9 protein-coding genes, 5 tRNA genes and 1 rRNA gene are annotated in these 13,079 nt (G+C 45.5%); 8 read left to right on the forward strand and 7 right to left on the reverse strand.

Annotated elements, in window-relative coordinates:
- The first annotated feature begins 6 nt into the window (after positions 1 to 6).
- Positions 7 to 123, forward strand: a 5S ribosomal RNA gene (gene rrf / locus R2S67_RS16275).
- A gap of 94 nt (positions 124 to 217) precedes the next feature.
- Here rrf and ilvY read toward each other — a convergent pair.
- A complete protein-coding gene (gene ilvY, locus R2S67_RS16280; protein WP_134647525.1) occupies positions 218 to 1,108 on the reverse strand; it encodes an HTH-type transcriptional activator IlvY in 891 nt (296 codons plus the stop codon).
- Between the two features lie 143 nt (positions 1,109 to 1,251).
- On the opposite strand from ilvY, the gene ilvC reads away from it, so the two are divergent.
- A complete protein-coding gene (gene ilvC, locus R2S67_RS16285; RefSeq protein ID WP_005398179.1) occupies positions 1,252 to 2,736 on the forward strand; it encodes a ketol-acid reductoisomerase in 1,485 nt (494 codons plus the stop codon).
- A 278-nt stretch (positions 2,737 to 3,014) separates the two neighbouring features.
- On the opposite strand, the gene ubiK is transcribed toward ilvC, so the two are convergent.
- The 4 genes from ubiK to R2S67_RS16305 form a co-directional block, all read right to left on the reverse strand.
- Positions 3,015 to 3,266: a ubiquinone biosynthesis accessory factor UbiK gene (ubiK, locus tag R2S67_RS16290; protein ID WP_005398178.1), complete on the reverse strand. Its 252-nt coding sequence runs from the start codon at positions 3,264 to 3,266 to the stop codon at positions 3,015 to 3,017.
- A 131-nt stretch (positions 3,267 to 3,397) separates the two neighbouring features.
- Positions 3,398 to 6,520: a multidrug efflux RND transporter permease subunit VmeD gene (gene vmeD / locus R2S67_RS16295; RefSeq protein WP_048624578.1), complete on the reverse strand. Its 3,123-nt coding sequence runs from the start codon at positions 6,518 to 6,520 to the stop codon at positions 3,398 to 3,400.
- A 12-nt stretch (positions 6,521 to 6,532) separates the two neighbouring features.
- Positions 6,533 to 7,639, reverse strand: coding sequence for a multidrug efflux RND transporter periplasmic adaptor subunit VmeC (vmeC, locus tag R2S67_RS16300; RefSeq protein WP_005398173.1), 1,107 nt, complete (start codon positions 7,637 to 7,639; stop codon positions 6,533 to 6,535).
- An 18-nt stretch (positions 7,640 to 7,657) separates the two neighbouring features.
- A complete protein-coding gene (locus R2S67_RS16305; RefSeq protein WP_005398171.1) occupies positions 7,658 to 8,239 on the reverse strand; it encodes a TetR/AcrR family transcriptional regulator in 582 nt (193 codons plus the stop codon).
- 168 nt (positions 8,240 to 8,407) lie between these two features.
- Between R2S67_RS16305 and rep the strand changes: the two genes are divergently transcribed.
- The gene (gene rep / locus R2S67_RS16310) at positions 8,408 to 10,423 is read left to right on the forward strand and encodes a DNA helicase Rep (RefSeq protein WP_005398170.1); all 2,016 of its coding nucleotides are present in this window, start codon (positions 8,408 to 8,410) and stop codon (positions 10,421 to 10,423) included.
- A 73-nt stretch (positions 10,424 to 10,496) separates the two neighbouring features.
- Here the strand turns inward: rep and R2S67_RS16315 are convergent, their stop codons facing one another.
- Positions 10,497 to 10,910: a c-type cytochrome gene (locus R2S67_RS16315; protein ID WP_012841248.1), complete on the reverse strand. Its 414-nt coding sequence runs from the start codon at positions 10,908 to 10,910 to the stop codon at positions 10,497 to 10,499.
- 335 nt (positions 10,911 to 11,245) lie between these two features.
- Here R2S67_RS16315 and R2S67_RS16320 point away from each other — a divergent pair.
- From R2S67_RS16320 to R2S67_RS16340, 5 genes are all read left to right on the forward strand, one after another.
- Positions 11,246 to 11,322: transfer RNA gene (locus tag R2S67_RS16320), tRNA-Arg, on the forward strand.
- Positions 11,323 to 11,356: 34 nt separating this feature from the next.
- Positions 11,357 to 11,432: transfer RNA gene (locus R2S67_RS16325), tRNA-His, on the forward strand.
- Between the two features lie 69 nt (positions 11,433 to 11,501).
- Positions 11,502 to 11,578 (forward strand) — tRNA-Pro (locus tag R2S67_RS16330).
- Positions 11,579 to 11,624: 46 nt separating this feature from the next.
- Positions 11,625 to 11,700 (forward strand) — tRNA-His (locus tag R2S67_RS16335).
- Between the two features lie 24 nt (positions 11,701 to 11,724).
- Positions 11,725 to 11,801 (forward strand) — tRNA-Pro (locus R2S67_RS16340).
- Between the two features lie 339 nt (positions 11,802 to 12,140).
- Here R2S67_RS16340 and R2S67_RS16345 read toward each other — a convergent pair.
- The gene (locus R2S67_RS16345) at positions 12,141 to 12,866 is read right to left on the reverse strand and encodes an HAD family hydrolase (protein WP_005394354.1); all 726 of its coding nucleotides are present in this window, start codon (positions 12,864 to 12,866) and stop codon (positions 12,141 to 12,143) included.
- Positions 12,867 to 13,079: the final 213 nt, after the last annotated feature.

The raw sequence follows: 13,079 nt of genomic DNA on the forward strand, positions 1-13,079 counted from the left end.
TTGCTGCTTGGCGACCATAGCGTTTTGGACCCACCTGACTTCCATGCCGAACTCAGAAGTGAAACGAAATAGCGCCGATGGTAGTGTGGGGCTTCCCCATGTGAGAGTAGGACATCGCCAGGCTTTAAATTTGAAAAAGCCCACTCGAAAGAGTGGGCTTTTTTACGTTTCTGGGTTCTGAAAATTACCTAAGCACTCAGAACTCAAACATCTATCGTTAAGGTGTAATGTATTTACTTTCCGCTACTTTCCAAAAAGCCTTCACTAAAGGATTCTCTAACTGATTTTTGGTACAGCAGACACCAAGTTCAAACGGCTTAATTGGTAACACTTTTAAGCGATTTATCTTCTCTCTCACCGGGCTATTGTTGATCACGACATCAGGTGCGATACCCACACCGCATCCTAGTGCAACCATACTTACGATGGCTTCATGCCCTGACGTTTGCGCGTAGATATTCGGCTTTATTTTCATTTGTTTGAGCCAAGTATTGGCTCTATCTCTTGCTGTCCCTGCTTCTGGGAGAATGAATGGAATGACTGACCAGTTTGGTCTTTCTTTTTGTAGCTCTTCCGCAAATGAACTCACGCCGACAGGAGCGATGACAGAAAGCGGTATTTCACTGATCGTTTCAAATGCGATTTTGCTTGGCATCTGCTCAGATTTGGCTGAGATGGCAATATCTGCTTCATCTGCTAAAATTTTGTCGATCGCTTGAGCTGGATCGCCGGTTGATAGCTTAAATTCGATAAAAGGATGCTGCAGACGAAAATCAGAGATTAACTCTGGCAGGTGGCTGTAGCTTGCAGTAACCGAACAAAAGAGACGGATTTCGCCTTTCAATTCGTCCTCTGCTCCCTTTAGGTGACTTTGGTACTGCTGCCATTCGCCAAGAATTTTTAAGGCGACAGGAACCAGTTTTTTGCCTTGGCTCGTTAAATCAACGCTGCGATTGTCCCGCAAAAATAATTGTTGGCTAGTTTCTTCCTCTAGCTTTTGTATTTGTCTGCTCAAGGCTGAAGGACTCACATGCATCGCTGCTGCGGTCTTAGCGAAACTTTTACTCTCACACAGATGAATAAAAAGTTGCAGGCTTTTGATATTCATTAAATCTTCATTTCCATGTTGCACAAATTGCAATAACTAATTGTGAATATATCACTTTAAGCAATTTAATGTCTGTTTTAGTATGAAGTTATTCGGTAAGGCAATTACCGACCTCAATGGAAGAATCTCAAAGGAGCACCCAGATGGCTAATTATTTCAATACCTTAAACTTGCGCGAGCAGTTGGACCAATTAGGTCGTTGTCGCTTTATGGATCGTAGTGAATTTGCTTCAGAAGCGGATTACTTAAAAGGCAAGAAAGTGGTCATCGTAGGTTGTGGTGCTCAAGGTCTTAACCAAGGTCTGAATATGCGTGACTCTGGCCTAGACGTTGCTTATGCGCTTCGCCAAGCAGCGATTGATGAGCAACGCCAGTCATTCAAAAACGCAAAAGACAACGGTTTTGAGGTTGGTAGCTACGAAACGCTAATTCCACAAGCTGACTTAGTAGTAAACCTTACTCCTGATAAGCAGCACACAAACGTTGTTGAGACGATAATGCCGTTAATGAAAGAAGGCGCAGCACTGGGTTACTCTCACGGTTTCAACGTTGTTGAAGAAGGCATGCAAATCCGTAAAGACCTAACGGTAGTAATGGTTGCACCTAAATGTCCGGGCACGGAAGTTCGTGAAGAGTACAAGCGTGGTTTCGGTGTTCCAACTCTTATCGCTGTTCACCCAGAGAACGACCCTAAAGGTGAAGGTTGGGATATCGCGAAAGCTTGGGCTGCAGCAACGGGTGGTCACCGTGCTGGCTGTCTAGAGTCTTCTTTTGTTGCTGAGGTGAAATCTGACCTAATGGGTGAGCAAACTATCCTTTGTGGCATGTTGCAGGCTGGTTCTATCGTATGTTACGAGAAGATGATTGCTGACGGTATCGAACCTGGCTACGCAGGCAAGCTTCTTCAATACGGCTGGGAAACGATCACGGAAGCTCTGAAGTTTGGTGGTATCACTCATATGATGGATCGCCTAACTAACCCTGCGAAAGTAAAAGCATTTGAACTTTCTGAAGAGCTAAAAGAGCTGATGCGTCCGCTATACAACAAGCACATGGATGACATCATCACAGGTCACTTCTCTAGCACGATGATGGCTGACTGGGCAAACGACGATGCAAACCTACTAGGCTGGCGTGCAGAAACGGGTGAAACTGCTTTCGAAAACTACCCAGAAACTGACGTAGAAATTTCTGAGCAGGAGTACTTCGATAACGGTATCCTGATGGTTGCTATGGTTCGTGCGGGTGTTGAGCTAGCATTTGAAGCGATGACCGCTTCTGGCATCATCGATGAGTCTGCTTACTACGAGTCTCTACACGAGCTGCCACTTATCGCAAACACTATCGCACGTAAGCGTTTATACGAGATGAACGTGGTTATCTCTGATACGGCTGAATATGGTAACTACCTATTTGCTAATGTAGCAACGCCGCTACTGCGTGAAAAATTCATGCCTTCTGTTAGTACAGACGTCATTGGTAAAGGTCTAGGTGAAACTTCTAACCAAGTGGATAACGCGACTCTTATCGCTGTGAATGAAACAATCCGAAACCACCCTGTAGAATATATCGGTGAAGAACTACGTGGTTACATGACTGATATGAAGCGTATCGCGGTGGGCGGCTAAATTACTGGCCTTAAGGTTCCATTTCGGTGTCGAAGGTGCTCGTTTACTATCGTAAAGTCCGCGCCTTCTCCTAGAAATGAAACCTTAATACTGCGTAATTTACTTAGTCTCAAGTAACGCAGTAGATAAACTCCAGGCAGACTGGAGTGATAAATACAAAATAAAACACAACATCTAATCAAAAGGCTTGGTCGCCGTTGACCAAGCCTTTTTGTTTTTAGCCGATTTATCTGCGCGCCGATAAGAAAAACGCTCCTTTGTGAGGAGCGTTTTAACACTTATTTTTCTGCAAGCTTCTCTTCAAGCTCCGCCAATTTCTGTTCCATTTCTGTCAGCTTTTGACGCGTGCGCAGTAAAACTTGAGTTTGAACATCAAACTCTTCGCGGCTTACTACATCTAGCTTATTCAGTTGGCCTTGGATTACTTGGCGAACCTTCTGATCAACATCAGAGCCTAACTCTTTTACAGGTTGAGGCATTGAGTCGTGAATCTGTTTAGCAATTTGCTCTAATTTCTTTGGGTCAAACATAGTGGCTAAAACTCCTTTTGATTTGTCCTCATTTTAAGTAAATGATACGTGAAAGTCGCCATTTAGATGGCAAAAAAGAGAGCGGCAATAAAAAAGGTCACCGAAGTGACCTTTTTGAATGCCTTAAAAGCTTATCTGTTATCCGCTAATTCACGGTGGGCTGCTTTCGCTTCATCAACTCGTGCCAATTTCTCCAAGTCTTTGTCTTCAACAAATACTGGCAGTGGTTTGTGTTTTTCTGCTAGGTAGCTGTAAATCACAGGTAGTACGAATAGTGTGAACAATGTACCAATTGCTAGACCAGCAACGATGACGATACCGATACTGAAACGTTGCGCGGCACCTGCACCTGTTGCGTACATCAGCGGGATAAGACCTGCGATCATCGCTGCGGTTGTCATTAGGATAGGGCGAAGACGCACTTTCGCAGCCTCCATCACCGCATCGATACGAGACAGTTTATTATGTAACTGCTCTTCTTTGGCTACTTCACAGATCAAGATACCGTGCTTGGTGATTAGGCCGACCAGCGTGATCAAACCAACTTGCGAGTAGATGTTCATTGAGGCCGTACCCCACGCCAACGCGATCAAGGCACCACATATTGCTAGCGGTACAGATACCATGATGACAATAGGGTCGCGGAGTGATTCAAATTGAATCGCCAGAACGAGGAAGATGATCGCAAGTGCAAGACCAAAGGTTGCATACAAGGCACTACCTTCCGTTACAAACTGACGAGATTCGCCCATGTAATCGTGGTTATAGCCTGCAGGCAGTTTGGTTTGTGCGATGTCTTCAAACCAGTTAATTGCATCACCCATAGCAACGTTAGGCGATGGCACCGCACCTACCGTCGCGGAGTTTAACTGGTTGAAGTGTGGCAAAGAGCGAGGCTCTGCTATCACATCAATCGTAATCAAGCTGCTTAGTGGGACGGCTTTACCATCAACAGAACGCACATAGTAGTTCTTCATCGACTCTGGGTTTAGACGCCATTTACGTTCAACTTGAGGAATCACTTCATATGAGCGGCCGTTAAGGTCGATACGGTTAACGTAACCATCAGCCATCATGGTGCTGAGAGTGATACCAATATCTTGCATGGTCACACCGTAGGCACCCGCTTTGTCTTTATCGATCTTAATCTTCATGGTTGCTGAATCGTAGTTCAGGTCTAGATCGGAATAGACAAACATTGGACTACTTGCAACATCGGTCAGGATATCGCTAGCGATAGTAAACAAGCTTTCGAAGCTATTTGGTGTCGTAATTACAAACTGGACAGGTAGGCCTGAGCCCGCACCAGGCAGTTCTGGCATTTGGAACGCAGTGACAGACATACCTGGGACACTTGAAACTAGGCCTCCCACACGTTTTGTGATTTCAGATTGACTTGCTTCTCGTTCACTCCATGGCTTCAATGTTGCTAGACCAAACGCTTGGTTTGAGTTCGGCACACCGTTAAATACCTGAGCGTATTCTACTTCTGGCTGATCAGAGAGAATCTTATTCACGTCATCCATGGTGTTTTGGATGTAGTCCAAGTTCGCGTTTGATGGTGCGGTACCCATCAGAACAACTACACCTTTATCTTCGGATGGCGCCAGCTCACTAGGAATAAACTTAAACAGAATCGGTAAGCTCGCAAATACAATTATCGCAAATGCAATTACAACAGGACGGTGAGCCATGACTGCTGTAAGCATTTTCTCATAGCGATTGGTCATGCCATCAAGGATATGATGAACTTTTTGCTCAAACTTGCTCGGCTTTTCGTTCGCCTTCAGCATCTTTGAACACATCATAGGTGATAGCGTTAAAGCGATGATACCGGACACAAATACCGAACCTGCTAGCGTTAAAGCGAACTCTTTGAACAACGAGCCCGTAATACCGCCCATCAACGCGATTGGTGCGTATACCGCACCTAGCGTTAATGTCATCGCAATAACTGGCACAGCAATTTCGCGCGTACCAATGATTGCTGCACGGAATGGTGACTCGCCTTCTTTGATATGACGGTCCACGTTTTCTAGCACCACGATCGCGTCATCCACCACCAGGCCGATGGCAAGTACCATCGCTAGTAGTGTCATTAAGTTCCAAGAGAAGCCCATTGCCTGCATAACCATCGCCACACCAATCAAAGAGAGTGGAATAGTGACGATAGGAATGATGACCGCACGGAACGAACCTAGGAACAGTGTGATCACTACAAGTACGATAATTGCCGCTTCAAGAATCGTTTTCACTACTTCGTGAATTGACTCGTTGATCGCAATGGTAGAGTCGTACATCACGTTCATTTTGATGTTACTTGGTAAGTTGCGCTCAAGTTGAGGTAATAATTCAAGCACATCAGCAGCGATGTTGATTGGGTTGGCACTTGGCGCGGCGTTGATTGCAGCAACCACTGCTTCTTGGCCGTTTGCACTCGCACGGTAAACGTCGTGACTCTTCTCAAGTGTTACCTTCGCGATATCACCTAAGCGAATAACGTCCCCTTCACCCGTTTTTACGACCAACGCTTCAAGCTCAGCGACGTTTGATACCTGAGTATCCGCGCTGCCGTTATAAAGCACGAACTCACCCGTCGCTTGACCCGTCGCAGATTGGTAGTTGTTGGCGTTAAGAACGCTCATCACATCCGTTGCAGTCAGCTTTAATGCGCCCATTTTTGCTGGATCTAGCCATACGCGCAGCGCGTATTTCATACCACCGTAAAGGTCGACTTTTGATACACCATTTACAGTGAATAGCTGTGGGTTGATTACACGCTCAAGGTAGTCGGTGATCTGGCTGGAAGACAACTCGTCACTGGTAAAACCAATATACAATACCGCGGTAGTTGAACCAGTCGACATCGTTACAGTCGGGTCTTCAGCTTCTTTTGGAAGCTGGGAACGTACCGAGTTGGTTTTCGCTAAGATGTCAGCCAATGCCGCGTTCGGGTCGGTATTCAACTTCATGTTGACGGTAATGGTTGATTTACCTAACACCGATTGCGAGGTCATATAATCAATATTATCGGCTTGCGCCACCGCTTGCTCCAAGGGCTGAGTAATAAAGCCCTGGATCAAGTTGGCACTTGCACCGTAGTAACTGGTGGTCACGGTGACTACTGTATTCGTCATTTCAGGGTATTCACGAACTTGCATTTTGAACACGGCTTGCAAACCAAGCAATGCAATCAAAAAACTGATCGATACCGCTAAAACTGGACGTTTTATAAAAACATCTGTAAAGCGCATGATGCCTCCAACTTAAAGCATTGGTGTTTCAGCAGGTGGGGTAGTTGCATCGCTTTCAACAATGCTTACTTTTGCGTGGTTACTTAAACGGACTTGACCCGATGTCACCACTACATCACCTGGCTTCACGCCTTCTAGAATGTGTGCGATATCTTTAGAGCGTTCGCCAACTTTTACCACATGCTGCTTAACGCGTTTCTCGCCATCTTCTTCCGTTACTATGTAAACATTGTCGCCGTATAGCGTAAACGTGATCGCAGTTTGAGGCAGAGTGACCTGATTTTCTAATTTAGGCAGAATGATGTTTGCACGAGCGAACATACCACTACGCAGTTTGCCATCACTGTTAGGGATATCTGCTTGAACCTGAATCAAGCCACTTTGTACGTTAACCGCAGGCTCAATCGCAGAAATTGAACCTTTGAAAGGCTGATCTGGGTAGGCATCCACGAAGATATCCACTTCTTGGTCGATATTGATACGTGAAATATCGGTTTGCGGCACGGTAAAGCGTAAGCGCATCACGCTGGTGTCTTCCAGGCGAACAATATCGGTACCCGCTTGTAGGTACTGACCTAGGTACACGTTACGAATACCTACTACACCATCAAATGGCGCTTTGATCTCGCGTCGGTCGATGGTCGCTTTCAAGCTTTCAATGTCCGCTTTTAAGGAGAAGTAGTTCGCTTCTGCTTCGTCATACGCTTCTTTAGAAATAGAGCCTTTTTTAAATAGCCCTTGGTAGCGTTTGTATTTCGCTTCTGCTGCTGGCAACTTGGCTTGCGAGCTCTTTAAATTCGCTTTCTCAACGTCAGAGTCAAGCAGTACTAATGGTTGACCTGCTTTGACTTGAGTGCCGGAATCAAATGCGATTTTGTCGATAACACCACTGGTTTCGTTTGCGACCGTCACACCTTGGTTTGGTTCGATAAAACCGATAGCCTCGATCACTGGTACCCAATCAACCGCTTGTACTTCCGTCACGGTTACTGGGAACTCAGGTTCAGGACGGTTTGCCATGTATTCAGCAATCTTTTGTTGCTTAAATAAATTGAAACCTATCACGCTGCCGAACAAGAGAACGGCGATAAGTAACATAAAGAAAGTCCACTTTTTCATTCTATTAAGAACTCCAAGTTAGTGTTTAATAATTGCATCCCAACTGGCTTCAATAGCAGCTTCTAATGCCGCCTTATCCAGTTGATAAAATCCCAAAGCGTGTTTCCTAGCAAGTGCAACACTTGCCTCAAAACTCAACCCAGAAAGCACTTCGTTATCGAGAGGCTTGAATACGCCCTCTTCTTTCCCCTGATTAAAAAGAAGATCTACTTGGGCAAACATTTGTCTTTCAAGTTCCCGAGCTTTGCTACTATTTGAACAGGGTAGAGACTCATATTGAACTCGATTGCTGAGCGCATTTAAATTCGAGCTCGCTAGATTCCAAATATTGAGCCACATGGTTCGATATCGCTGTTTTAAAGGCATCTCTTCACTCACGCCCAGTTGCACAGCCGTAGCGACGCGCTTTGCAACGTTAAGGCGTAACTCCTCCAAAAGATGTTCTTTATCTGAGAAATAACGATAAATCGTTCCTGCTGCGACACCTGCTTCATTGGCGAGCTTTTGCATGGAAAGCCCTTGAAAGCCCGATTCAGCAATGAGTTGCTCTGCAGCGACTAAGATTTGTTCTCGCTTATCTACAGCAGGGTTATCCTTCATAATCCTACCACTAGTGAATGAACGTTCATTCATTATAGCTCAAATACCCGCCTTTTATGCAACAGAATGTTGCGCTTGTTGGTATGAAAATTACAAGAAATCAGCGTAGCTTTCACGAGGCCACCCCTTTATCATAGGCGCCACATTTATCACCCGCAGAGAATTTCTATGAAGCTGAACCCTAGTCAAGATGAAGCCGTGAAATACGTGTCTGGTCCATGCCTAGTGCTAGCTGGTGCTGGCTCGGGCAAAACTCGTGTTATTACCAATAAAATCGCTTATCTGGTTCAGCAATGTGGCTACAAAGCGCGTAATATTGCAGCGGTGACGTTTACCAACAAAGCGGCGCGTGAAATGAAAGAACGTGTCGGCCAAACGTTGGGGAAAGCTGAGTCTAAAGGTTTGATGGTATCAACGTTCCACACCTTGGGATTAAACATCATCAAACGCGAATACAAGCATTTAGGATTGAAAGCGGGCTTTTCACTGTTTGATGACCAAGACCAACTGGCGCTACTCAAGGAACTTACCGAAAAGCAGCTTGATGGTGATAAAGACCTGCTACGTCAGCTTCTGAGTTGTATTTCCAATTGGAAAAACGACATGTTGACGCCAGAGCAAGCCAAAGCGCGTGCGCAAGGTGAGCAGCAACAATTGTTTGCGTTCTGCTTTGATATGTACCAAAAGCAAATGAAAGCCTATAACGCGCTCGATTTTGATGACCTAATTTTGATGCCCGTCTTACTCTTGCGCAATCATGAAGACGTTCGTCAACGTTGGCAGAACCGTATCCGCTATCTGTTGGTCGATGAGTACCAAGATACCAACACGAGCCAATATGAGTTGGTGAAATTAATCGTCGGTGAACGTGGGCGATTGACGGTCGTAGGAGATGATGACCAGTCCATTTATTCATGGCGTGGTGCGAAGCCTCAGAACCTAGTCTTGCTGGGTGAAGATTACCCGAATTTGCGATTGATTAAGTTGGAGCAAAACTACCGCTCTACGAGTCGAATCCTGCGTGCGGCCAACATTTTGATAGCCAACAACCCTCACGTCTATGAGAAGTCCTTATTTTCAGAAATTCCTGACGGTGAAAAACTCAAAGTGTTGTTGGCTAAAAATGAAGAGCACGAGGCTGAGCGTGTCACGGGGGAGTTGATTGCACACAAATTCTTGAATCGAACCGACTATCGTGATTACGCAATTTTGTACCGTGGTAACCACCAATCGCGCTTAATTGAAAAGTCTCTGATGCAAAACCGTGTGCCTTATAAAATTTCTGGCGGCACCTCGTTTTTTGCACGCGCAGAAATTAAAGACATCATGGCGTATTTGCGTGTTTTGGTTAATCCAGATGACGACAATGCATTCTTACGTATTGTGAATACACCACGACGTGAAATTGGCCCAGTAACGTTAGAAAAGCTAGGCAGTTATGCCAATATGCGTGGGAAGAGCCTGTTTGAGTCGAGTTTTGAAATGGGGCTCGAACAGCACTTAACGGGACGCGGCCTGGAAAACTTACGTCGTTTCACCCAATGGTTAGTGGCGATTGCTGACCAAGCTGAGCGTGGCGATACCGTCGAAGCGGTTCGCTCCTTGGTTCGCGATATCCATTACGAAGATTGGTTATACGAAACTTCAGCGAGCCCGAAAGCCGCTGAAATGCGAATGAAGAACGTTTCAGATCTTTACTCCTGGATAGTGGCGGACCTAGAAGGTGACAACTACGATCAAGAAGAGAAAACGTTAAAAGAAGTCGTTCAACGTTTGACCTTGCGTGACATGATGGAACGTGGCGAAGAAGATGAAGACAGCGATGCAGTACAACTGATGACGCTGCATGCATCAAAAGGCCTTGAGTTCCCATATGTATACTTAATTGGGTCTGAAGAAGGTATTTTACCGCACCAAACCAGTATTGATGAAGACAACGTCGAAGAAGAGCGTCGTCTGATGTATGTTGGCATTACCCGTGCGCAGCGTGAACTGACTTTCACTATGTGCAAAGAGCGTCGACAGTTCGGCGAGTTGATCAAACCGACGCAAAGCCGCTTTTTGGATGAGTTGCCATTTGATGATGTTGAATGGGAAGTAAACAAAAAGCCAGTATCAGCAGAAGAGCGTATGGCGAAAGGTCAGGCACACATTGCCAATATTCGAGCAATGTTTAAGAAGTAGAGTAACCTTGTTCTCACTGACTGAAAACAAAAAGGCTTGCCARYTGGCAAGCCTTTTTCGTTGATGTCTTTACTTATAGACCTTCAATCATGTGGTCGATTGCTGCGATGATTTCATCGTCAGAACAGTCCATACAGGTTCCTTTGGCAGGCATCGCATTGAAGCCTTCTAACGCGTGCTTCACTAACGTCTCTTTGCCTTGTGCAATACGCGGTGCCCAGTCATCGGCATTACCTGTTTTAGGTGCGCCGTTTACGCCAGATGCGTGACAAGCAATACAAAAAGTACCATAAACTGTGGCGCCATCACGTGGACCGGTTGGTTCTTCTTTCACTGGCTCAGAACCCGCTAGATAAACATCACCGACAGGTTGGATGCGTTCTGCGATCGCATCGTATTCAGTTTGGCTGATGTCAGAAGCTAAAGCTGCCGTAGAAAACGTTAAGGCAGCGAACAAAACGCTAATCATTTGTCGAGACATATCCATTAAACCCACTTCACATTCCCGAGGTAAGTGACTTACCTATTTATATAGTTAGAGTATTAATGCCGAGCAGAGAAATCACTAAATTCCACTGAATGGCATAGAATGATTAGACAACTTGGTTGCAGCTGTTAAATCAATGTAAATAATGGGTGATTATATCCCGATAACTTGTTGCAATAAACAACAAGTTATCCATGACAGGGCGTGAATCACATCAAAAATTCAGTTTAAAGGAAGATAACTGTCGAAAAAGAGACCAAACGATAAAAAAAGTAAAAAAAGTACTAGACGGCATAGTGTGATATCCGTATTATTCCACTCCGCCGATAGGGCATGCGCCCGTAGCTCAGTTGGATAGAGCGTTGGCCTCCGGAGCCAAAGGTCGAAGGTTCGAATCCTTTCGGGCGTACCATTGCCTCGGAGGATACATCGGTAAAAAATCAGTGGTGGCTATAGCTCAGTTGGTAGAGCCCCGGATTGTGATTCCGGTTGTCGCGAGTTCAAGTCTCGTTAGCCACCCCATTCTTTCTTTTTTAGATTGAATGCGGTAGCATTGCTCCCAATCTTGATTAAATCAAGATAAAACATCGTCGGTGAATAGCGCAGTTTGGTAGCGCATCTGGTTTGGGACCAGAGGGTCGGGGGTTCGAATCCCTCTTCACCGACCACTATTTAGTTTATGGCTGAGATAGCGGTAAACATGACAATTTGATGGTGGCTATAGCTCAGTTGGTAGAGCCCCGGATTGTGATTCCGGTTGTCGCGAGTTCAAGTCTCGTTAGCCACCCCATTCTTTATTTAAAGAATACATGCTCGGTGAATAGCGCAGTTTGGTAGCGCATCTGGTTTGGGACCAGAGGGTCGGGGGTTCGAATCCCTCTTCACCGACCACTATTAGAAAGCCTGCTTTTTAGCAGGCTTTCGTCGTTTTAGAGTTTATGATCTCGCTTGGACTGTATTAGTCGGCAACGTATCAATGGATTTGAACCCAAGTGGGGTTCGCCTGAAGTTAGAATTCGGCTCTTCACCGACCGCTATTTAGAGCCCCAGTCGAAAGACTGGGGCTTTTTTGCATCTATCCTCTTAAAAGCATCTGCATTCGATTTCAATTTCACCAAAAGTGTACAGCTCTAGGGGCTTTTGACCACCTATGATCCAAATGCTTTTCGAGCTGACAAAATAAACCCCAGAACGACGTCTGGGGTTTTGTGTTTTTCTAATCCGCTATTTTTATTGGGCGAGTGTTTTAAGGATTTCTCTCAGCTCTACCGTTTCTTGGATTTCAAAATTTGGCGTTATATCTGTTGAGTTACTTGCGCCTGTCGCATTTACCCACACACTCAAAATGCCCATATTGTTAGCGCCTGCTATATCTGCTGGTAAAGAGTCGCCAATGTGTAGAGCTTCTTCTGGTTTTACTTCGACCAAGTCGAGCGCTTTTTGGAAAATACTCGCAGCAGGCTTTTCCTCAGGCTCTTCTCCCCCCACAATAATATGGTCCACCCAGTCGCTCATCTGTGTCGCGCTGAGTTTTGGGTGTTGAGAAAAAATCGGGCCGTTAGTGATCACGACGAGTTTATAATGCTGACGAAGATCGCTGAGCATTTCTTTTACACCAGGGAAGAAAGTGAACGCGCCCATACGTGCAGAGTCAAAGTAGTCTTGAGCTTGTTGAGCCTCTTCGGCATTAATGCTGACTCCGTGCTCCGCCAATATGTTTTGGATCAGGCCACAACGGAACGCGTTTTCATCAGGTAGCAGAGCCACAAGGTGAGGGAATTCCGCATTCAGCTTCTTGTACACACCCTGTAAGTAGCGCTGTAAAAAAGCTTGTGGTTCGGTAACTTGCGGGTAGGTCTTATGAATCCAAGTCGTAAACTTTTGCCCTGCAACTTTATCGGCTTGTGACGTCGCACATAAAGTCTCGTCCATATCAAAAAAAATCGCTTTAAGCACAGGGGCTCCTTTCATTTACAGCTTGGCTCTAACATTGATTATCTATTATCCCACTCTGAATGGTGCCGTAAAGGGTTAAAACCGACGTGTTTCACCTACAATGGGAGAGTGATGGTAACCGCACTTTCTTTTGTTTAGTCAACAAACCGCTTAAGCGGCGCATAATCGTCGTCGACAGAGGATTTGTGTGGTTTTGCTGTTGTGTTCACGTTT

Source organism: Vibrio sp. T13N (assembly GCF_032970445.1).
Classification (GTDB): domain Bacteria; phylum Pseudomonadota; class Gammaproteobacteria; order Enterobacterales; family Vibrionaceae; genus Vibrio; species Vibrio diabolicus.